The sequence below is a fragment of the Rhizobacter sp. Root1238 genome, assembly GCF_001425825.1.
Taxonomy (GTDB): Bacteria; Pseudomonadota; Gammaproteobacteria; order Burkholderiales; family Burkholderiaceae_C; genus Rhizobacter.
This window is the reverse complement of sequence record NZ_LMDM01000006.1, coordinates 77,007-96,860: the sequence shown is the minus strand read 5'-3', so window position 1 is coordinate 96,860 and position 19,854 is coordinate 77,007. Positions and strand designations below refer to the sequence as shown.

The 19,854-nt window shown below is 67.8% G+C and carries 18 protein-coding genes; 7 read left to right on the top strand and 11 right to left on the bottom strand.

Going from position 1 to position 19,854, the window contains the following annotated elements:
- Nucleotides 1-42: 42 nt before the first annotated feature.
- From ASC98_RS07000 to ASC98_RS06950, 11 genes are all read right to left on the bottom strand, one after another.
- Nucleotides 43-1,278: a type II secretion system F family protein gene (locus ASC98_RS07000; RefSeq protein WP_056806585.1), complete on the bottom strand. Its 1,236-nt coding sequence runs from the start codon at nucleotides 1,276-1,278 to the stop codon at nucleotides 43-45.
- 4 nt (nucleotides 1,279-1,282) lie between these two features.
- Complete coding sequence (locus tag ASC98_RS06995) at nucleotides 1,283-3,034, bottom strand: GspE/PulE family protein (protein ID WP_056806582.1); 1,752 nt, start codon at nucleotides 3,032-3,034, stop codon at nucleotides 1,283-1,285.
- Nucleotides 3,035-3,071: 37 nt separating this feature from the next.
- Nucleotides 3,072-5,003, bottom strand: coding sequence for a GspE/PulE family protein (locus tag ASC98_RS06990; RefSeq protein ID WP_056806684.1), 1,932 nt, complete (start codon nucleotides 5,001-5,003; stop codon nucleotides 3,072-3,074).
- Between the two features lie 781 nt (nucleotides 5,004-5,784).
- Nucleotides 5,785-7,086, bottom strand: a complete 1,302-nt coding sequence (locus tag ASC98_RS06985) for a TRAP transporter large permease (RefSeq protein ID WP_056806579.1) — start codon at nucleotides 7,084-7,086, stop codon at nucleotides 5,785-5,787.
- Nucleotides 7,079-7,588, bottom strand: coding sequence for a TRAP transporter small permease (locus ASC98_RS06980; RefSeq protein ID WP_056806682.1), 510 nt, complete (start codon nucleotides 7,586-7,588; stop codon nucleotides 7,079-7,081). The genes ASC98_RS06985 and ASC98_RS06980 overlap by 8 nt, the downstream gene beginning before the upstream one ends.
- An 8-nt stretch (nucleotides 7,589-7,596) precedes the next feature.
- On the bottom strand, nucleotides 7,597-8,571 hold the full coding sequence (locus tag ASC98_RS06975) for a TRAP transporter substrate-binding protein (protein WP_056806576.1): 975 nt from the start codon (nucleotides 8,569-8,571) through the stop codon (nucleotides 7,597-7,599).
- Between the two features lie 180 nt (nucleotides 8,572-8,751).
- On the bottom strand, nucleotides 8,752-9,090 hold the full coding sequence (locus ASC98_RS06970) for a hypothetical protein (protein WP_056806572.1): 339 nt from the start codon (nucleotides 9,088-9,090) through the stop codon (nucleotides 8,752-8,754).
- A gap of 7 nt (nucleotides 9,091-9,097) precedes the next feature.
- Nucleotides 9,098-10,105: an RHS repeat-associated core domain-containing protein gene (locus ASC98_RS06965; RefSeq protein ID WP_056806568.1), complete on the bottom strand. Its 1,008-nt coding sequence runs from the start codon at nucleotides 10,103-10,105 to the stop codon at nucleotides 9,098-9,100.
- A gap of 37 nt (nucleotides 10,106-10,142) precedes the next feature.
- Nucleotides 10,143-11,405 carry an RHS repeat protein gene (locus ASC98_RS06960; protein WP_082542020.1) on the bottom strand — a complete coding sequence of 421 codons (1,263 nt, stop codon included), beginning with the start codon at nucleotides 11,403-11,405 and terminating at the stop codon, nucleotides 10,143-10,145.
- A gap of 134 nt (nucleotides 11,406-11,539) precedes the next feature.
- Nucleotides 11,540-12,502 carry an alpha/beta fold hydrolase gene (locus ASC98_RS06955; RefSeq protein WP_056806560.1) on the bottom strand — a complete coding sequence of 321 codons (963 nt, stop codon included), beginning with the start codon at nucleotides 12,500-12,502 and terminating at the stop codon, nucleotides 11,540-11,542.
- A gap of 120 nt (nucleotides 12,503-12,622) precedes the next feature.
- A complete protein-coding gene (locus ASC98_RS06950; RefSeq protein WP_056806558.1) occupies nucleotides 12,623-13,111 on the bottom strand; it encodes a MarR family winged helix-turn-helix transcriptional regulator in 489 nt (162 codons plus the stop codon).
- Between the two features lie 86 nt (nucleotides 13,112-13,197).
- On the opposite strand from ASC98_RS06950, the gene ASC98_RS06945 reads away from it, so the two are divergent.
- The 7 genes from ASC98_RS06945 (at nucleotide 13,198) to ASC98_RS06915 (ending at nucleotide 19,834) form a co-directional block, all read left to right on the top strand.
- Nucleotides 13,198-14,127 (top strand): LysR family transcriptional regulator, encoded by a 930-nt coding sequence (locus tag ASC98_RS06945; protein WP_056806679.1) that lies wholly within the window; start codon nucleotides 13,198-13,200, stop codon nucleotides 14,125-14,127.
- A gap of 125 nt (nucleotides 14,128-14,252) precedes the next feature.
- A complete protein-coding gene (locus tag ASC98_RS06940) occupies nucleotides 14,253-15,047 on the top strand; it encodes a putative hydro-lyase (protein WP_056806556.1) in 795 nt (264 codons plus the stop codon).
- A 39-nt stretch (nucleotides 15,048-15,086) separates the two neighbouring features.
- Entirely contained in the window at nucleotides 15,087-16,370 is a 1,284-nt protein-coding gene (locus ASC98_RS06935; protein ID WP_082542021.1) for an ABC transporter substrate-binding protein, read from the top strand.
- Nucleotides 16,371-16,548: 178 nt separating this feature from the next.
- Nucleotides 16,549-17,415, top strand: a complete 867-nt coding sequence (locus tag ASC98_RS06930) for a branched-chain amino acid ABC transporter permease (protein ID WP_056806553.1) — start codon at nucleotides 16,549-16,551, stop codon at nucleotides 17,413-17,415.
- A 9-nt stretch (nucleotides 17,416-17,424) separates the two neighbouring features.
- On the top strand, nucleotides 17,425-18,420 hold the full coding sequence (locus tag ASC98_RS06925; RefSeq protein ID WP_056806550.1) for a branched-chain amino acid ABC transporter permease: 996 nt from the start codon (nucleotides 17,425-17,427) through the stop codon (nucleotides 18,418-18,420).
- On the top strand, nucleotides 18,417-19,130 hold the full coding sequence (locus ASC98_RS06920; protein ID WP_056806547.1) for an ABC transporter ATP-binding protein: 714 nt from the start codon (nucleotides 18,417-18,419) through the stop codon (nucleotides 19,128-19,130). Before ASC98_RS06925 ends, ASC98_RS06920 begins: the two co-directional genes overlap by 4 nt.
- Nucleotides 19,130-19,834 carry an ABC transporter ATP-binding protein gene (locus tag ASC98_RS06915; protein ID WP_056806673.1) on the top strand — a complete coding sequence of 235 codons (705 nt, stop codon included), beginning with the start codon at nucleotides 19,130-19,132 and terminating at the stop codon, nucleotides 19,832-19,834. The genes ASC98_RS06920 and ASC98_RS06915 overlap by 1 nt, the downstream gene beginning before the upstream one ends.
- Nucleotides 19,835-19,854: the final 20 nt, after the last annotated feature.

The following is a 19,854-nucleotide window of genomic DNA, read 5'->3' as shown; positions in this document are numbered from 1 at the left end:
CGGACTTATCGGAGAAGGGTGGTGCTGCTGGAGGTGTACAGATCAACCGGCCCGGCCCATCGCCGCCTGCCCGAGGCTCCACAGCGGCAGGAAGACGCCGAGCGCCAGCACCAGCACCAGGCCGGCGATCACCAGCAGCAGCAGCGGCTCGATCGCGCTGGCCAGGTTCTTGATGCCGTAGGCGGTCTCGCGCTCGTACATGCCGGCGACCTCGACCAGCAGCGTGTCGAGCTCGCCGGTTTCCTCGCCGACCGCGATCATCTGCAGCACCACCGGCGTGAAGATGCCGCTGGCCGCCGCGCAGCGCGACAGCGTGCCGCCGCGCTCGACGCCGTCGCGCATCTGCTCGATGCGGCTGGCGATCCAGGCGTTGTCCACCGTCTGCGCGACCACTGTCATCGCCTGGCTCAGTGGAATGCCGCTGCGCGACGCGAGCGCGAAGCTGCGCGCGAAACGGGCCAGCGTGGCCTTCAGCACGATCGGCCCGACGATCGGCAGCCGCAGCTTCAGGCGATCCCAGCGGTAGCGGCCGTCCGGCGTGGCCAGCCAGCTGCGCAGTGCGACGAAACCGCCCGAGCCCGCGACCAGCAGCGCCGGCCACCACGCGAGCGTGAACGCCGAGAAGCCGAGCAGCACGCGCGTCATCAGCGGCAGCTGCGCCTTGAAGCCGGCGAACACCGACGCGAAGGTCGGCAGCACGAAGAGGTTGATGACCACCAGCGCGATGCCCATCGCCACCATCACCATCGCCGGGTAGCGCAGCGCCTGGCCGATGCGGGCGCGGATGTCCATCTCGAACTCGATGTGCTCGGCCAGGCGCTGGAACACCTCCGGCAGCCGGCCGGTCATTTCGCCGACCCGCGTCATCGCGACGAAGAAGCCGGTGAACACCTGCGGATGGCGCGTCAGCGCGGCCGACAGCTCGCGGCCCTGGTCGAGCGAGGCGCGCACGTCGGCCAGCATCAGCGCCAGCGCCGGCTTGATCGCCGAGGCCTGCAGGCCGGCCAGCGCTCGCAGCAGCGGCACGCCGGCGCGCAGCAGCGAATGCAGCTGGCGGGCCAGCACCAGCGTGTCTTCGGGCGTACTCGGGTGGCTGCGCACGGCCTGCCACCACGAAGGCCGCGCGAGTGTCGCGACGTCGCTGTTCGGTGCGATGCTGACTGGCGTCACGCCGCCGGCCAGCAACTGGTCGGCCACCGCGGATTGGCTGCCGGCGTTCAGCGTGCCGGTGATCAGCTCACCGCGCACATTGCGCCCTTTCCAGCTGAAGCGATCCATCGCGCTACTCCTGATCGAACTCGCTGGTCAGCCGCATCGCCTCGGCGACCGAGGTCTGGCCGGCGCGGACCAGGTCGGCGGCCCGGTGCGCGAGCGTGCGGCCATGCATGCGCGCGCGCGCCGCGGCCAGGAAGCTTGCAGGGTCGCCGTGGGTGGCGGTCTGCGCCAGCGCGGCGTCCATCTCGAGCATCTCGTACACGCCGAGCCGGCCGGCGTAGCCGGTGTTGTTGCAGGCGAGGCAGCCGCGGCCGCGCTGGGTCGCCAGCGCGCTGTCGCCGGTCATCAGGCCGAGCCAGGCGGCCTCTTGCGGCGACGCGTCGTGCGGGCGCGCGCACTGGGTGCAGTTGCGGCGCACCAGGCGCTGCGCGACCACGGCCTGCAGCGCGGTCGCGACCATGAAGGCCGGCACGCCCATGTCGAGCAGCCGGTACGGCGTGCTGGCGGCGTCGCGGGTGTGCAGCGTCGACAGCACCAGGTGCCCGGTGATCGCGGCGCGCAGGCCGATCTCGGCGGTCTCGGTGTCGCGCATCTCGCCGACCAGGATCACGTCGGGGTCCTGGCGCAGCGTGGCGCGCAGCACGCGGGCGAAGCTGAGGTCGATCTTGTCGTTGACCTGCACCTGCGTCAGCCCGGGCAGCCGGTACTCCACCGGGTCTTCGACGGTGATGATCTTCTGGCTGCTCGCGTCGAGTTCGGCGAGCGCGGCGTACAGCGTGGTCGTCTTGCCCGAGCCGGTCGGGCCGGTGACCAGCACGGTGCCGGTGCTGCGGCCGAGCAGCGCGCGAAAGCGCGCCAGCATGTCGGCCGGCATGCCGATGTCGTCGAGACGGCGCACCTCGCTGCTCTGGCCGAGCAGCCGCATCACGACCGATTCGCCGTACTGGCTGGGCAGCGTCGACAGCCGCACGTCGACGGTGCGGCCGCGCAGCCGCAGCGTGAAGCGGCCGTCCTGCGGCAGGCGCTTCTCGGAGATGTCGAGGTTGGCCATCAGCTTCAGGCGCTGCGCAAGCGCGCCGGCGATGCGCTTGTCGGCCTGCGTCTGCGTCTGCAGCACGCCGTCGATGCGGCTGCGGATCAGCAGTTCGTTCTCCTGCGGCTCGAGGTGCACGTCGGAGGCGCCGATCATCATCGCGTCCTCGAACACCGACTGCAGCAGCCGCACGACCGGCGCACCCTCCTGGCCGACGGACTCCTGCAGCGCGCCGAAATCGACCGCGTCGCCGAGGTCTTTCTCGAGCGCCTTCGCGAGGCCGGAGATCTCGTCGGTGCGGCGGTAGTGGCGGTCGAACGCCGGCGTCAGCTGGCTTTCGGACACCACGGCGACCTGGATGCTGCGCTTGAGCAGCCGGGCCACGTCGTCGTGGGCCACCAGGTCGAGCGGATCGGAGAACGCCACCAGCAGGTGGTCGCCGCGGTCGTCGAGCACGATCGCCCGGTAGCGGCGTGCTGCGACCTCGCCGAGCTGGCGCACCAGCTCGCCCTTCAGCGGGTAGCTGTTCAGGTTGACCACCGGCGCGCGCAGCTGGCGGGCCAGCGCATGGGCCAGCGCCTCTTCGGTCAGTGCGCCGTGCTCGATCAGCACGCGGCCGAGCTTGCGGCCGCTCGTGTTCTGCAGGTCGAGCGCCTGCGCGAGCTGCTCTTCGGAGATCAGGCGCTGCGCGAGCAGCACGTCGCCCAGGCGCGGCTTGTCGCGGCGCGTGGTGGGGGCCGCGGCGGCAGCGGTGCCCGATCCGGCCGAGGCAGCGATCAGCTTCATGGCCGCGCGCTCCCGCCGCGGCCGGTGCGCGACCCCGTCAGCTGTTGCTGGTCGCCCGCACCTCGGCCAGGCTGGTCACGCCCTGCAGCACCTTCTCGATGCCGTCCTGGCGCAGCGTGCGCATGCCCTCGAGCAGCGCGCACTGCAGCAGCTGCTCGGCACGCGCGCTGGTCTGGATCAGCCGGCGCAGCTCGCGCGACACGATCATCAGCTCGTGCAGGCCCGCACGCCCACGCTGCCCGGTGCCGCCGCATTTGTCGCAGCCGGGGCTGTGGTACTGCATCAACTGGCCGTTCTGGCCGAAGCGTTCTGTCCATTCTGTTCGGATCACGTCGGGTTGGAACCGAGGGTGATCTTGCGGACAGATATGCAAGTAATCGTGCAGAAGCTCGTCGATTTTTTCGGTGGATGCCAACCCTGACACACGGCAGTGGGGGCACAAACGTCTCACCAACCGCTGTGCCAGCACACCCAGCAGGGAGTCTGCAAAGTTGAACGGGTCCAGGCCCATGTCGATCAGCCGCGTGACGGTCTCCGGCGCGCTGTTGGTGTGCAATGTGGACAGGACCAGATGTCCCGTCAGCGACGCTTCGACGCCCATCTGCGCGGTTTCGCCGTCGCGCATTTCACCGACCATGATCACGTCCGGGTCGGCGCGCAGGAAGGCCCGCAGCGCCTTCGCGAAGGTCCAGTCGATCTTCGGGTTCACCTGCACCTGGCGCAGACCGGGCTGGGTGATTTCGACCGGATCCTCGGCGGTCCAGATCTTGCGCTCGGGCACGTTGATGTGGCTGAGCGCCGAATGCAGCGTGGTCGTCTTGCCCGAGCCGGTCGGGCCGACGCACAGCACGAGGCCATAGGGGCGCTCCATCGCCTCCTTCAGGTGCTTCAGGTTCCACGGGCTCAGGCCCAGGCTGTCCAGCGGGATCGGCTTGGCCGACGCGAGGATCCGCATCACCACGTCCTCGAGCCCGCTGTTGGTCGGGATGGTGGCCACGCGCAGTTCGATCTTGTGCTGGGCCGAGAACTTGGCGAAGTTGATCTTGCCGTCCTGCGGCTTGCGGCGCTCGGAGATGTCGAGGTCGCACATGATCTTGATGCGGGCGATCAGCGCATTGCGGTAGTTCGGCGGCAGCTCCAGGTGGGTGCGCAGCGTGCCGTCCTTGCGGAAGCGGATCTTGATCTTGTCGCGTCCGGGGTAGCTCTCGATGTGGATGTCGGAGACGCCTTCCTTGTGCGCCTCGATGATCATGTTGTTGATCAGGCGCACCAGCGAGTTGTCGGACTGCTCGATCTGCCGCTCGTCCTCGAAGCCGGGCAGATCGGAGTGCTCCTTCTCGAGCGTCTCCATCAGCTTGCCGGTGTCGGCGGCGACGAACTCGATCGGCTTGTCGGGCGACTCGCCGCTGGCCGCCTGGTGGTTGGCGGCGCCGATCTTCTCGTAGGCGTCGAAGATGGTGTCGCCCACCGAACGCCCGAGCGCGAGCACCGGCACGATCTTCATCTGTGCGATGAACTCGGCCTCGTCGACTGCGCTGCGCCGGCGTGCCGGGTCGTCGATCGCGATCACCAGCCGGCCTTCGCGGATCAGCAGCGGCAGCACCTGCAGCCGCGCGGCCGCCGCATACGGCAGCTTGCGCAGCGCATCGGCCTCGACCGGGAACGCGTTGACGTTGACGACCGGGTAGCCCATCTTGCGGGCGAGCGCCGTCTGCAGGTCCTCGCGCGAGACGGTGCCCATGCGCACCAGCAGCTCGCCCAGCGGCACGCTGCGGTCGTTCTTCTGCTGCGACAGCGCGTCCTGCAGTTGTTCTTCGCTGACCAGCCCGAGCGAGGTCAGCGCCTCGCCGATGCGCACCATCGGCATCTTGGCCTGCTGCTCGATCGCGCTCAGCAGCTGGTTCGGCGTGACGATCTGGCGCGAGACCAGGATGTCGCCGAGCTTCTGGTTGCGCAGCAGCTGCTGCATGTCGGCGGCTTCGGCCACCTGCTGCGGGGTGACCATCTTCTGCGCCACCAGCAGGTCGCCGATGCGCTCGCCGATCTCGAAGCTGGCGTAGGCGTCGCGCGGCACGAACAGGCGCTGCACGCTGCCTTCGGCATCGATCGGCGGAAACAGGAACAGGCCGTGCGGCGTTTCCACGTGGCCGATGGTGTCGCCGTCGAGCAGCGCGCCGGATTTGAGCGTCACCTTGTAGCGGCTGGACGGGCGGTGCTCCAGCATGCCGGCGTGCGGGTCGTCGCTGCCGTCGCTGGCGGGCTTCAGCGGCTCGACGACGCGCAGGCTGCGGAACTGCGTGAAGCGCAGTGCCATCGTCGTGCGCGCCGGCGGCACCTGCACGTGGGCGACGGTGGATTCCGGCACGAAGAAGATCAGCCGGCCGTTCATCTCGCGGTCGTTCAGCCCGACGATCTGGCAGGCCTGCGGCTGGTTCTGCTCCAGCGCATCGGGGTAGGCGGCGAACGGCGGCGTCGGCCAGCGGAAGCCTTCGTGACGGGCCTTCTCGGCCGGTGCGGGTGCAGGCGCCGGGGCCGGCGGTTCCGACAGGGGCGGCAGGTCCAGCGCCCAGTTCGGCGGAGTCGTGAGATTGGACACGGGTCCATCCTTTGGCGGACGGGCGCGTGCGGACAGGCCGGCGCGCCAGGGCGCGGAACAGTTTTCCGCCCCGGCATCGTAGAAGTACCACCCCCTGTACAAAGCGATGAATTGACGGCGTTTGCGCCGTCATATCCACCGCGCGGAGCAGGCACTAGCTCTTCATTTGATTCGGCAGGAACGTGATGATCTGCGGGAACACGTACAGCAGCACCACCATCAGCACCATCAGCAGGAAGAACGGGAAGGCGGTCTTCGCGATGAAGCCGATCTCGCGCCGCGTCATGCCCTGCAGCACGAACAGGTTGAAGCCGACCGGCGGCGTCACCTGGGCCATCTCGACGACGATCACGATGAAGATGCCGAACCACAGCGGGTCGATGCCGGCCTTCTGCACCGTCGGCATGATCACGCCCATCGTCAGCACCACCATCGAGATGCCGTCGAGGAAGCAGCCGAGGATCACGTAGAACGCGGTCAGCATCAGGATCAGCCCGAACTGGCTGAGGCCGAGCGACGCGATCCATTCGGCCAGGTGGCGCGGCAGGCCGATGTAGCCCATCGCGAGCGTCAGGAAGGCGGCACCGGCCAGGATCAGCGCGATCATGCAGTACAGCCGCGTGCCGCCCATCAGCGACTGAGTGAAGGTGCGCCAGGTCAGCGAGCCCTGCAGTGCCGACAGGATCAACGAGCCCAGCACGCCCAGTCCGGCGGCCTCGGTGGCGGTGGCGATGCCGGCATAGATCGAGCCCAGCACCGCGGTGATCAACAGCACCACCGGGATCAGGCTGCGCGAGGCATCGAGCTTCTCGCGCAGGCTCATCGGCGCATCGGCCGGCGGGATCTGCCCGGGGTGGCGCAGCGACCACAGCGCGATGTAGCCCGAGAAGATCAGCGCCAGCAGCGCGCCGGGCAGCACGCCGGCGATGAAGAGCTGCGAGATCGAGACGTCGGCCGTGACGCCGTAGACGATCATGATGATCGACGGCGGGATCAGCAGGCCCAGCGTGCCCGCGCCCGCCAGCGAACCGATGGCCATCGCATCGGGGTAGCCGCGGCGCTTCAGCTCGGGCAGGCTCATCTTGCCGATGGTGGCGCAGGTGGCCGCGCTCGAGCCCGACACCGCCGCGAAGATCGCGCAGCCCACCACGTTGGTGTGCAGCAGGCGGCCCGGCAGGCGCTGCATCCAGGGCGCGAGGCCCTTGAACATGTCCTGGCTGAGCCGGGTGCGGAACAGGATCTCGCCCATCCAGATGAACAGCGGCAGCGCGGTCAGCGTCCAGCTCGAGGCCGAGCCCCAGATCGTCACCGCCATCGCGTCGCCGGCCGGCCGCGAGCTGAACAGCTGCATGCCGATCCACGCGACGCCCGACAGCGTCAGGCCGATCCACACGCCGCTGCCGAGGATCAGGAACAGCGACGCGATCAGCAGCGTCGTCACCAGCAGGTCATTCATTGCGGCTCGCCTCTTCGGACACCGGCACCACGCGCCGGCCGAGGATCTCCAGCACCAGCTCGTCGACGAACGCGATCGCGAGCACGGTGCTGCCGACGGCCATGCTGAGCTGCGGGATCCACAGCGGCGTCGCGTCGTTGCCGGTCGAGATGTCGTGGAACGCGTACGACTGCCAGACCAGCTTGCAGGCGTAGAACGCCGCCAGCAGCGCCAGCGCGCTCGCGGCGCCCAGGGCCCAGAGTTCCAGGCGACGGCGGGCCACGCCGTGCAGCGCATTGAGCAGCAGCGTGACGCGGATGTGCTCGCCCTGCTTGAGGGTGTGGGCCAGCGCGAGGAATCCGGTGGCGGCCATCAGGTAGCCGGCGTAGCTGTCGATGCCCGGCACGTTGAAATGCAGCTGCCGGCTGACGATCGACAGCAGCACGGCGACCAGCAGCCCGACCATGAAGACCGCGGCGAGCGCGGCGCTGGCGTCGTACAGCGCGTCCAGCCCGCGGCGCAGCGGGGCGCTCACGGCTTGCGGTAGGCGTCGACGATGGCCTGGCCTTCGGGGCCGGCCTTCTGCAGCCACTCCTGCAGCATCGTGTCGCCGACCTTCTTCAGGTCGGTCTTCAGCTGCGCGGGCGGCTGCAGGATGGTCATGCCGTTCTTCTTCAGCAGTTCCAGGTACTCGGTGTTCTTGGTCTTCGACAGCGCCCAGCCGCGCGCCTCGGCGTCGGCGCCGGCCTTCAGCAGCGCGGCCTGCGTGGGCTTGTCGAGCGCGTCGAAGGCGGCCTTGTTGACCAGCACCGCGTTCTTCGGCAGCCAGGCCTGGGTGTCGTAGAAGTACTTGATGTGCTCGTAGGTCTTGGTGTCGTAGCCGGTCGAGCCGGACGACATGTACGACTCGATCACGCCGGTGGCCATGGCCTGCGACAGCTCGGCCGCCTGCACCGTGACCGGCTGTGCGTTGACGAGCTCGGCGATGCGCGAAGTGGCCGGGCTGTAGGCGCGCCACTTGACGCCCTTCAGGTCGGCGGCCGAGTTGATCGGCTTCTTCACGTAGATGCCCTGCGGCGGCCAGGCCACCGCGTAGAGCAGCATCATTCCCTGCTCGGCGAGCTTCTTGTCGAGCACCGGCTTCTGCGCCTTGTAGAGCTTGGCCGATTCGTCGTAGCTGTCGGCCAGGAAGGGCAGGCCGTCGGTGCCGAAGATCTGCCACTCGTTCTGGTAGTTCACCAGCAGGATCTCGCCGATCTGCGCCTGCCCGCCCTGCACTGCGCGCTTGATCTCGGGCGCCTTGAACAGCGAGGCATTGGCATGCACGGTGATCTTCAGCTTGCCGGCCGTGGCCTTGTCGACATCGGCGGCGAACTGGGTCAGGTTCTCGGTGTGGAAGTTGCTGGCCGGGTAGGCGGCGGGCAGGTCCCATTTGGTCTGGGCCCAGGCCGGGGCGGCGAGGGCGGCCGAGAACAGGCAGGCCAGAAGCGGAAGACGCACGCGCATGAGAGGTACTCCAGGGATTGTTGGCGCCCAGCGTACGGAAGCCGGGGGCGGTCGACCATACGGACTTCTACGCTTTAGCAAGGTCTGTTCCCAGATTGGCGTGCATCCGTCCGGTCAAGGCCTTGTCGGGTACGAAAGCCTTGAGTTGGTTGATGAGGGAGCGAGCGGGAAGTTCTCCATTCATGCGTCGATGGACAGGGCTTGTCGCTTGCCGGGCGCCGAAACAGAGTGCTCTGCAAACATGTCGCTGTGCCAGTAGCCCCGAGCGTCATTCAGCCAACTGAACTTCTTTTTCTCGGCGAAGGCACGCAATGGTGCGAGCGGAATCTCGTATCGCCAAAGCAGAGCGAGCAATTCACGCAAAGCTTCCTTGCTGAGAGCTGCGAGTTCGATCTCCAGCATCAGTTCTCGGCCGACACCTTTGACATCGCGTATCGCAGCGATTTCCTTGAAGCCTTCAAAGAGGCGACGCTCATCCCCGCGTGAGTAGAAGCTGCCCAGCTCGACTTTCAGAATCATGGTTCTCCTATCGGCGTCGACCGCCCGGATATATGTTGTGGTACCTGCCACCGGGGTACTCCACATCCCAGTGCGGGCCTCCGTGAGCGTCACCTGTGGACCCGGAGTCGGGGCCTGTGGGGCACCATACGCCACCGTCCGCAGCTTGCCAGCCGTAGCCGCGTCCGTTGGGATTGCGCACCCAGTTCTCACCACCCTTCGGGTCCTTGAAGCCCTCAGCTTCCCCAGGCTTGCCCGGCGCTTTGGGTCCATCGGAATCGTAAGCATTCTCTGGGGGCTTGACCAACATCGGGCCGACGACCTGCCACCCAAGCCAGGCACCAACCCCCGCGCCAAGGATTCCACCCACCACGGCGCCGGGTGGGCCGAGGATGGAGCCGACCTCTGCACCGGCGAGAGCACCCGCCAGCGGATTCAGTCCGCTCGGGTCGACGTAGCGCAAAGGATCGCCATCCACGTACGTATAGGTCGATGGACTTCCTCCCAGCAGGCCGATCGGATCGCTCTGCGTGTAGCGCCCTCCGTCGGGACCGTAGTAGCGGAACTGGTTGTAGAACAGCCCGCTCTCCGCATCCGCGTACTGCCCAGGAAAGCGCAGGTTCTGCGTGAACACCCCCAACCCCTGCGGATCGACCTCCGGCGCGGTGGTCCCGAACGGCTCGGCCAGCCAGCGCCAGCGCAGGCGGTTGTCGCGGTCCACCACGATGCGGGGTGCCTTCAGATGGTCGGTGTGGATGAAGTACACCAGCGGCTCACCGGCCGGGTCGGCGAGGTCCGGCGTGAACATCGCCATCGGCGTATCCCTCAGCCACACGTATTCCCGCAAGGCCACGCCGTTCTGGTCGTACTCGCCCAGCAGGTGTCCCTGCGGGTCGTACACGAACAGCGTGGTGCTCGCCGGGCCCGTGCTGCTGACCTTGCGCACGCGCTGCCCCTTGGCGTTGTAGGTGTAGTGCGTCGTCACGCCGGCCTTCGTGATCGTCGCCAACTGCCCTTGCAGGTTGAACGTGGCCATGTAGCCCGCGCTGTCGCTCGTGGTGTTGCCGGCGGGGTCATGGGCAAAAACTGCGCGCCGGGTTCGTGATGACCGTCAGCCGGTTGCTGGTCGCCTCGGTCGTGTACAGGCTCGGGCTGCCGTTCAGGCTCACGCTGCTGCGGTTGCCGTTCGGGTCGTGCGCGATCGCCCAGGTGGCCGCGTTCGTCGTGATGCGCGTGATGCGGCTGTTCTCGTCGTAGCCGAAAGCCTGATCCAGTGCCGGCCGCGGTGTGCCGTCGGGTGCCAGGTGCGTGAACCCGACGATGCGGTTCGCCGCGTCGTAGTGGATGTCGCGGAACACATCGCCGAAGGTGTGGCGCGTCATGCGCCCCGCGAGGTCGAAGAAGCGCTGGTTCGTCAGCGTGCCGCTCGCCATGTGCGCGGTCCAGCGCTTGAGCGAGCCGGCGAACGGCGTCCAGACGATCTGCGTGAACAAGGGCGTGGCCGTGCCGCTGCTGCTGCGGGCCAGCGCCATCGCGGTGATCTCGCCGTCCACCCAGGTCATGGTGAGCCGGCGTCCCGAGGGGTAGATGATGCTGCTCGGGTTGCCCAGCGTCTCGCCGTAGACCACCAACTGGTCGAGTGGGCCCGGGTTGCCGCCTGTGCTTGCTTCCAGATGCTGGAGGTCGCGGGCGATCATGCCTTGCTCGTCATAGGCGTAGCGGTTCCATCCACCGGGGAAAGCGGTGCTCGTGAGCCGGCCGCCACCGAAGGAGAAATCCGAGCCCTGCTGGCTGTACGCCAAGGTGACCGTCTCGCTCGCGTGCCCTCCCTTCGCGTACTCCGCGCTCGTCAGGCGATCGCTGGCGTCGTAGCCGTAGGTGGTCAGCACGCCGCGGCTGTCGGTGCGGGTCTTCAGGTTGCGGGCGGCGTCATACGTCAATCGATCGGTGCCGGAGTCCGGGCTGATCCGCTGTTGCACATCGCCGAAGCCATTGCGCGGGTACTGCGTGACCAGCCCGCGCGGGTCGGTCACCTGGGTGGGCCGATGGCCGCCGTCGTAGCCGAGGCTCGTCGTGCCGTTGCGCGGGTCGGTGGCTTCAATGACGCGCCCGAGCGTGTCGTGGCGGAACCGCGTCTCGAGGTTCAATGTGCCGGCGCCGCGGATGATCTTCGTGCGGCGACCCATGGCGTCGTATTCGTAGCGCTCCAGCGGCATCGGCGACACCGGTGGAGGCGGCAGGGTCTGGGCGTGTGCTGCGGGATGGTTGATGGCCACGCAGGCCGAGGCAATGCGCACCAGCGCAGCGGCCGTGCGCCTGAGGGAAGGAAGCGGCATGAAGAGGCTCCTGGGGATGTTGTTCGAGTGGCCCCAACAGCCCGGGCGGTGCGCGATGCTAGAAAAAAAACGGGCGCGCCGGCTCCTCACTTTCTGCAGAATTGCCGGCGCCGCTTCCCTCTGCCCGCAGCCGCTCAGTTCTTGCGAATGAACGCCAGCAGATCCTGGTTCAGCCGCTCCTTGTGCGTGTCGGTCAACCCGTGCGGCGCCCCTGCATAGACGATCAACTGCGCGCCCTTCACCAGCTTCGCTGACGCCCGGCCCGAGATGTCGATCGGCACGATCTGGTCGTCGTCGCCGTGGATCACCAGCGTCGGCACGTCGAACTTCTTCAGGTCCTCGGTGAAGTCGGTCTCCGAGAAGGCCTTGATCGAGTCCAGCGTGTTCTTGTGACCGCCCAGCATGCCCTGCAGCCACCAGTTGTCGATCAGGCCCTGCGAGACCTTCGCGCCGGGGCGGTTGAAGCCGTAGAACGGGCCGCTCGCGATGTCGCGGTAGAGCTGCGAGCGGTTCTCGATCTGCGCCTTGCGCAGCCCGTCGAACACCTCGATCGGCACGCCGTTCGGGTTCACCTTGCCCTTGACCATCTGCGGCGGCACGGCCGAGACCAGCACCGCCTTCGCGACCTTGCCGGTGCCATGGCGGCCGATGTAGCGCGCCACCTCGCCGCCGCCGGTCGAGAAGCCGACCAGCACCGCCTTCCGGCCCTTCAGGTCGACAGCCTCGATCACCGCCGCCAGGTCGTCGGCGTAGTGGTCCATGTCGTTGCCGTCCCACGGCTGGCTCGATCGGCCGTGGCCGCGGCGGTCATGGGCGATCACGCGGTAGCCCTGGTCGGCCAGGAACAGCATCTGCGATTCCCAGCTGTCCGAATCGAGCGGCCAGCCATGGCTGAAGATCACCGGCTGGCCGTCGCGCGGACCCCAGTCCTTGTAGTACAGCTGCACGCCGTCCTTCGTGGTGACGTAGCTGCCGCTCGGCTGCGCGGTCACTGTCGCCGGTTTGCCGGCCGCCGGCGTCTTCTGCGCGGCGTTCGCGACGCCTGCCAACGCGGCGACGGCCGAGAGGGCGATCAGGGATTTGGTGAATGCATTCATGGAAGGCTCCTGTGATGATGTGGTGTGCTTGCGAAAAGATCGTGTGCGAAGTAAATATCAAGTCATGGTGTCGTGCGTCATGGCATGGAGTCGTGGTTGGGAGGGGAGGGTAGCGCCGCGTCAGGCCGCTTCGTGCCTGAACATGCGGCCGCGCAGCGCCAGCAGGCGGTCGCGCAGGTCGAGGATCTCGGCCACCGGCATGTCGGCGGCGGTGGCGATGCATTGCGGCAGGTGCGCCGCGCGGGCCTTGAGCGCACGGCCCTCGTCGGTCAGCGTGACCAGCACCTGGCGCTCGTCGACGGCCGAGCGGGTGCGGTCGATCAGGCCGGTGCCTTGCAGGCGCTTCAACAGCGGCGTCAGCGTCGGCGAATCGAGGAACACCCGCTCGCTGATCTCGCCGACGGTCAGGCCGTCGCGCTCCCACAGCACCAGCATCACCAGGTATTGCGGGTAGGTCAGCTGGAGCGTCTTCAGCAGATCGCGGTAGACCTTGTTGAAGCCCAGCATCGTCGAGTACAGCGCGAAGCACAGCTGTTCATCGATCTGCGCCGGGAAGGTCGCCGTGGCAGTGGCCTTGCCGGCTGCGGTGCGGGAGGTGTTGCGTGCCATGGAGCGAATAATACATAGCGTGCGATCTAATTGCAAGCGAATTTATTCGCAGTGGAAACGGCTCGATGCATGTCGACAATGCGCCCATGAACCACCGATTCGTCGAAGCCTTCTACTGGGTCGTCACCCTCAAGAGCGTCTCGCGCGCCGCCGAGAAGCTGTTCATCACGCAATCGGCGATGTCCAGCCGCATCGCCGCGCTGGAAGAAGAACTGGGCGTGCTGCTGCTCGACCGGCGCGACAAGCAGTTCCGCCTGACCGTCGGCGGCTTGCGCTTCTTCACGCATGCGCAGCGGCTGCTGGCGCTGCACCGCGACATCAAGGCCGAGATGGGCGCCGGGGCCGGTGGCGCGCAGCGCACGGTGTCGCTGCGCATCGGCGTGATCGAGTCGGTGCTGCACTCCTGGCTGATCGACTGGGTGCAGCACATGCGCCGGACGAACCCCGATTTCGCGCTCGAGCTGACGGTCGAAACCACGCCGGTGCTGGTCGACCAGGTGCAGCGCGGCGCGCTCGACCTGGCCTTTGCCGCGCTGCCCACCTCGGGCGAGAACCTGCGCAGCCGCGCGCTGCCGCCGATGGAGATGGTGTTCGTCGGCCACAAGGACCTGCACCGCAAGCGCCGCTACACGCTCGCCGACCTGGCGCAGCTGGAGCTGCTGACCTTCCAGCGCGGCTCGCAGCCGCACGTGGCCTTGCTCGACCTGTTCCGCGAGGCCGGGCTGGAGCCGCGACGCGTGCATGCGATCTCGTCGATCTCGGCGATGGTGCAGCTGGTGGAGGGCGGCATCGGCGTCGCGACGCTGCCGCTGGCGGCGGTGCTGCGGCTCGGCGAGCGCCTGCCGATCAAGCCGCTGGCCTGCGAGATGCCGCTGCTCCCCTTGCCGGTGCATGCGAGCTGGCGCGACGACCCGACCTCGTCGGTCGCGATCGACGTGCTGGACGCGGTGTTCGACTACATCGGCGTGCCGAAGACCGGTGCGAAGGCCCCGAGGCGGCGCACCAAAACCGGGTGAAAACCCCAATTCGGCGCATCGAAAAAATCGATGACCTGAGCGAAAAATTTCTTGTTTGCGGCAGCCCGGTCCCGGCCAACACAATCCGCTCCATTCGCAAACCCATCCGCCGCCAGGGTCTTGTCATGAAGCCTGAACCGAAGTCCTCCAGTGCATCGCGAGCCCGTGCCGAGATCCGCGCCGGGCGCCACGCCACCCACACCAGCGGCCTGGCCGACGACCATGTGCAGGGCAACCTGGTGATCCTGCCGCAGTCGCTCGCGAACGACTTCCTGCGCTTCTGCCAGCGCAACCCGAAGCCGTGCCCGGTGCTGGCCGTCTCGGAGCCCGGCGACCCGATGCTGCCGACGCTCGGTCACGACATCGACATCCGCAGCGACGTGCCGCGCTACCGCGTCTGGCGCCATGGCGAGCTGGTCGACGAGCTGACCGACATCGGCGCGTTGTGGCGCGACGACCTGGTCAGCTTCGTGATCGGCTGCTCGTTCTCGTTCGAGCAGGCGCTGCTCGATGCCGGCGTGCCGCTGCGCCACGTCGCGCAGAACCGGAACGTCGCGATGTACCGCACCAACATTCCCACCGTGGCGGCCGGCCCGTTCCACGGGCCGATGGTGGTGTCGATGCGCCCGCTGAAGGCTGCCGACGCGATCCGCGCGGTGCAGGTCACCTCGCGCTTCCCGTCGGTGCACGGCGCGCCGGTGCACCTGGGCGACCCGGCGCAGATCGGGATCGCCGACATCGCGCGCCCCGACTACGGCGATGCGGTCGACGTGATGCCCGATGAACTGCCGGTGTTCTGGGCCTGCGGCGTGACGCCGCAGGCCGCGATCACGCAGGCCCGCCCCGAGTTCTGCATCACGCACGCGCCCGGCGCGATGCTGATCACCGACCTGCTGAACACGCACATCGCCAGTCTCTGAATCCCGTTCCGTCCTAAGCCACTTTCAGGAGCAGTCCCCATGCAACATCCGCAGCCCCGCAGAAGCGTTCTCCAGGCGCTGGGCGCCACCTTGTTCGGCCTGGGCTTCGGCACGGCTGCGCGTGCGCAGTCGGCCGAGGTGAAGATCGGCGTGATCTACCCGCTGACCGGCCCGGCGGCGTCGACCGGCGCCGAGCTGAAGAACGCGCTGGAACTGGCCGCCGACATCATCAACAACGGCGCGAAGGGCATCGCCGACCTGCCGTTCGCGGCCGGTGGCGGGCTGCCGAAGCTGAAGGGCGCGAAGGTCAAGCTGGTGTTCGCCGACCACCAGGGCAACCCGCAGACCGGCGCGACCGAGGCCGAGCGGCTGATCACGCAGGAGAAGGTGGTCGCGCTGGTCGGCGCCTACAACAGCAACGTGACGGCCACCGCGAGCCAGGTGGCCGAGCGCTACGGCGTTCCCTTCCTGAACCCGGAGTCGTCGTCGGCCTCGCTGACGGCGCGCAACTTCAAGTGGTTCTTCCGCACCACGCCGCACGACGACCTGTTCGTGCACAACTTCTTCGATTTCCTGAAGGAGCTGGAGGCGAAGAAGAACTTCAAGGTCGGCGCGATCGCGACCTTCAACGAGAACACGCTGTGGGGCAACGAGACCACCAAGCTGCAGGCGAAGCTCGCGCCGGAGAAGGGCTACAACCTGGTCAAGCAGGTGACCTACCCGGCCAAGAGCACGCAGCTCACGTCGGAAGTGCAGACGCTGAAGGCGGCCAACCCGTCGCTGGTGATGCAGTCGTCGTACCTGGGCGACGCGCTGCTGTCGATGAAGACCTACAAGGAGCTGGGCTTCTCGCCGGACATGATCCTCGCGAACAACGCCGGCTTCACCGACACCGAGTTCATCAAGACGCTGGGCAAGGACGCCGAGTACGTGATCACGCGCGAGGTGTGGGCGCTCGACCTGGCGACGCGCAACCCGCTGATCAAGCAGGTCAACGACCTGTTCCTCGCGCGCTACAAGGCCAACTTCACCGGCAACTCGTCGCGCACCTTCACCGGGCTGATGGTGCTGGCCGATGCGATCAACCGCGCCGCGTCGACCGAGCCGGAGGCGATCCGCAAGGCGCTGGCGGAGACCGACCTGCGCGCCGAGAACCTGATCATGCCGTGGAAGGGCGTCAAGTTCGACGCTACCGGCCAGAACACGCTGGGCCGCGGCATCCTGGTGCAGATCGTCGACGGCAAGTACAACACGGTGTACCCGTTCAACCTCGCGACGCGCGAGGTGACGTGGCCGATGCCGAAGTGGGACCAGCGCAAGTAACTTGAATCCGCTCGGGCAGTGAGTCCGCTTGGGCTGTGAATCCGTTCGGGCTGAGCTTGTCGAAGCCCTGGATGTGAGCCACTGCTACCCGTTCGCGTTGAGCTTGTCGAAACGCTCGCGCGGTTCGCCGGCTTCGACAGGCTCAGCCCGAACGGATCTGGAAACGGTTGGAAAGACGATGACCGCAGAAATACTCCTCCAGACCCTCGCCTCCGGCGTGCTGATCGGCCTGATCTACGCGCTGGTCGCGATCGGCCTCACGATGATCTTCGGCGTGATGGACATCGTGAACTTCGCGCATGGCGAGTTCTTGATGCTCGGCATGTACGCGAGCTTCTGGCTGTTCGCGCTGTACGCGCTCGACCCGCTGCTGACGCTGCCGCTCACGGTGCTGATGCTGTTCGCGTTCGGCATGCTGCTGTACAAGCTGGTGATCCGCCGCATCATCGACGCGCCGATGCTGAGCCAGATCTTCACCACCTTCGGGCTGATGATCCTGCTGCGCGGCGTCGCCCAGTTCCTGTGGAAGCCCGACTTCCGCTCGATCGAGGGCTCGTGGGTCAGCGGCAGCGTCAAGCTGGCCGGCATCCAGCTCGGCCAGCCGCAGCTGGTGGCCGGGCTCGGCGCGATCGTGGTCACCGCGCTGGTGCACTTCTTCCTGACCCGCACCCGGCTCGGTGCGGCCCTCGAAGCCACCGCGGCCGACAAGGAGGCCGCGCAGCTGATGGGCATCGATTCGCACCGCATGTTTGCCCTCGCCTGGGGCATCGGTGCGGCCTGTGCCGGCGCGGCCGGCGTGCTGCTGGCGACCTTCTTCCCGATCTTTCCCGAGGTCGGCGCCAACTTCATCCTGCTCGCCTTCGTGGTCGTCAACCTCGGCGGCTTCGGCAGCGTGACCGGCGCGTTCTGGGCCGGCATCCTGGTCGGCGTGATCGAGGTGATGGGCGGCCTGCTGCTCGGTCCGCAGTACAAGACCGCCGTCGTGCTGGTGCTGTTCCTCGCGGTGTTGATGTTCCGGCCGCAGGGCCTGATGGGCAAGGCATAAGGGGAAAGCATGAAAGCTTCGACAAAGACCCTGGCGCTCGGCGCGCTGACGGCCGCCGCCGTGCTGCTGCCGTTCGTCACGCACAGCCCGTCGCACCTGAACCTCGCGATCCTGGTGCTGATGGCGGCGCAGCTCGGCGTCGCCTGGAACCTGCTCGGCGGCTATGCCGGCCAGGTCTCGCTCGGCCACGCGGCGTTCTACGGGCTCGGCGCGTATACCTCGACGCTGCTGCTGCTGAACTTCGGCGTCAACCCCTGGCTCGGCATGCTGCTCGGCGGCGCGGTCGCGGCGCTGCTGAGCCTCGGCTTCGGCTGGTCGTGCTTCCGGTTGAAGGGCCACTACTTCGCGATGGCGACCATCGCGGTCGCCGAGATCGTGCAGATCGTCTTCACCAACTGGGAGTACGCCGGCAGCGCGGTGGGCCTGACGATCCCGATGGACCAGCGGGGCTGGGCCACGATGGTGTTCGCCGACAAGGCGCCGTACTACTGGATCGCGCTCGGGCTGCTGGTGCTGACGCTGGGGGCCACCTGGGCCGTCGAGCGCAGCCACATCGGCTACTACCTGCGGGCCATCAAGGACGAGCCCGATGCCGCGCGCAGCATCGGCATTCCCATCGCCCGCTACAAGCAGGTCGCGCTGTCGCTCAGCGCGTTCTTCACCGCGCTCGGCGGCAGCCTGTATGCGCAGAAGGAGCTGTACATCGACCCGGGCTCGGTGCTGTCGACCGCGCTGTCGATCAAGATGGCGCTGGTGTCGATCCTCGGTGGCGTCGGCACGCTGTTCGGGCCGGTGGTCGGCTCGGTGGTGCTGACGACGATCGAGGAGCTCACGCGCGCCAGCTTCGGCGGCACCGGCCGCGGCACCGACACCATCATCTACGCGGCGCTGATCGTCGGCATCGCGGTGTTCTACCCAAGCGGGCTGATCGGCTGGTTCCGCGAACGGCAGCAGCGGCGCCGGGCACGTGCGGTCGAACAAGCCAAGGTGGAGGTGGTGCTGTGAGTCTCCTGGAGTTGCATGGCGTCTCGAAGCGCTTCGGCGGCCTGATGGCCAACCAGGACGTCTCGTTCAGCGTCGACGCCGGCCAGATCGTCGGGCTGATCGGCCCGAACGGCGCCGGCAAGACGACCGCATTCAACTGCGTGGCCGGCTTCTACGCGCCGAGCGCCGGCGAGATCCGGCTCGACGGCCAGCTGATCTCCGGCCTGCCGCCCGAGGCCTGCGCCCGTGCCGGCGTCGGCCGCACCTTCCAGGTCGCGCGCACCTTCACCAGCATGACGGCCTGCGAGAACGTGATGGCCGGTGCGCTGCTGCGCAACCGACGCGTCTCGGCGGCGCGTGCCGAGGCGCTGCAATGGCTGGCCTTCGTCAACCTCGATGCCTTCGCCGACAAGCCGGCCGGCAGCATGACGATCAGCGAGCAGCGCCGCTTGTCGGTGGCGCGCGCACTGGCCATCGCGCCGAAGCTGCTGCTGATGGACGAGGTGATGGCCGGGCTGAACCCGTCGGAAGTGCGCGAGATGGTCAAGGTGGTGCTGAGCATCCGCGAGCGCGGCATCGCCTGCCTGATCGTCGAGCATGTGCTCGAGGGCATCATGCCGATCGCCGACCGGATCGTCGTGCTCGACCGGGGCGTGAAGATCGCCGACGGCACGCCGGCCGAGGTCTCGCGCGACCCGCAGGTGATCCACGCCTACCTGGGAGACGAATGATGCTGCAGGTCTCGAATCTCCGCGTCAGCTACGGCGGCGTGCTCGCGCTGTCCGATGTCAGCCTCGAGGTGCAGCAGGGCAGCATCGTCGCGCTGGTCGGCGGCAACGGCAACGGCAAGTCGACCACGCTGCGCGCGATCGCCGGGCTCAACCAGGTCGATGCCGGCAGCGTCCGCTTCGACGGCCGGCCGGTGCACGAGCTGCCGGCCCACCAGCGGGTGCCGCTCGGGCTGTCGCTGGTGCCCGAAGGCCGCCGGCTGTTCCCGCGCCTGTCGGTGCGGCGCAACCTCGAACTCGGCGCCTTCACCCGAACCGATGCGCACGAGGTGGCGGCCGGCATCGACGAGATGTTCACGCTGTTCCCGATCCTGAAGGAGCGCGAGACCCAGCTCGCCGGCACGATGAGCGGCGGCGAGCAGCAGATGCTCGCGATCGCGCGCGGCCTGATGGCGAAGCCGAAGCTGCTGATGCTGGACGAGCCGTCGTGGGGCATCGCGCCGAAGTTCGTCGCGAAGGTGCTGGAGGTGATCCAGCGCGTCAACGAGACCGGCGTGACGATCCTGCTGGTCAAGCAGAACCTGCACAAGGCCTTGTCGATCGCGCACCATGGCTACGTGATCCAGACCGGGCGTATCGTGATGCAGGGCAGCGGCGCCGAGCTGGCGGCCAACGACGACGTCAAGAAGGCGTATCTCGGGTTGTGAGACCCGGGTGGTGACGATCC

Bases quoted from the DNA above. Each gene is read 5' to 3' on its own strand.
- ASC98_RS06950 (WP_056806558.1), bottom strand. From the start codon at position 13,111: ATGGCACGCAACACCTCCCGCACCGCAGCCGGCAAGGCCACTGCCACG.
- ASC98_RS06990 (WP_056806684.1), bottom strand. From the start codon at position 5,003: ATGCAGCAGCTGCTGCGCAACCAGAAGCTCGGCGACATCCTGGTCTCG.
- ASC98_RS06945 (WP_056806679.1), top strand. From the start codon at position 13,198: ATGAACCACCGATTCGTCGAAGCCTTCTACTGGGTCGTCACCCTCAAG.
- ASC98_RS06930 (WP_056806553.1), top strand. From the start codon at position 16,549: ATGACCGCAGAAATACTCCTCCAGACCCTCGCCTCCGGCGTGCTGATC.
- ASC98_RS06970 (WP_056806572.1), bottom strand. From the start codon at position 9,090: ATGATTCTGAAAGTCGAGCTGGGCAGCTTCTACTCACGCGGGGATGAG.
- ASC98_RS06925 (WP_056806550.1), top strand. From the start codon at position 17,425: ATGAAAGCTTCGACAAAGACCCTGGCGCTCGGCGCGCTGACGGCCGCC.
- ASC98_RS06935 (WP_082542021.1), top strand. From the start codon at position 15,087: ATGCAACATCCGCAGCCCCGCAGAAGCGTTCTCCAGGCGCTGGGCGCC.
- ASC98_RS06975 (WP_056806576.1), bottom strand. From the start codon at position 8,571: ATGCGCGTGCGTCTTCCGCTTCTGGCCTGCCTGTTCTCGGCCGCCCTC.
- ASC98_RS06940 (WP_056806556.1), top strand. From the start codon at position 14,253: ATGAAGCCTGAACCGAAGTCCTCCAGTGCATCGCGAGCCCGTGCCGAG.
- ASC98_RS06995 (WP_056806582.1), bottom strand. From the start codon at position 3,034: ATGAAGCTGATCGCTGCCTCGGCCGGATCGGGCACCGCTGCCGCCGCG.
- ASC98_RS06965 (WP_056806568.1), bottom strand. From the start codon at position 10,105: ATGGCCACGTTCAACCTGCAAGGGCAGTTGGCGACGATCACGAAGGCC.
- ASC98_RS07000 (WP_056806585.1), bottom strand. From the start codon at position 1,278: ATGGATCGCTTCAGCTGGAAAGGGCGCAATGTGCGCGGTGAGCTGATC.
- ASC98_RS06955 (WP_056806560.1), bottom strand. From the start codon at position 12,502: ATGAATGCATTCACCAAATCCCTGATCGCCCTCTCGGCCGTCGCCGCG.
- ASC98_RS06985 (WP_056806579.1), bottom strand. From the start codon at position 7,086: ATGAATGACCTGCTGGTGACGACGCTGCTGATCGCGTCGCTGTTCCTG.
- ASC98_RS06960 (WP_082542020.1), bottom strand. From the start codon at position 11,405: ATGCCGCTTCCTTCCCTCAGGCGCACGGCCGCTGCGCTGGTGCGCATT.
- ASC98_RS06915 (WP_056806673.1), top strand. From the start codon at position 19,130: ATGCTGCAGGTCTCGAATCTCCGCGTCAGCTACGGCGGCGTGCTCGCG.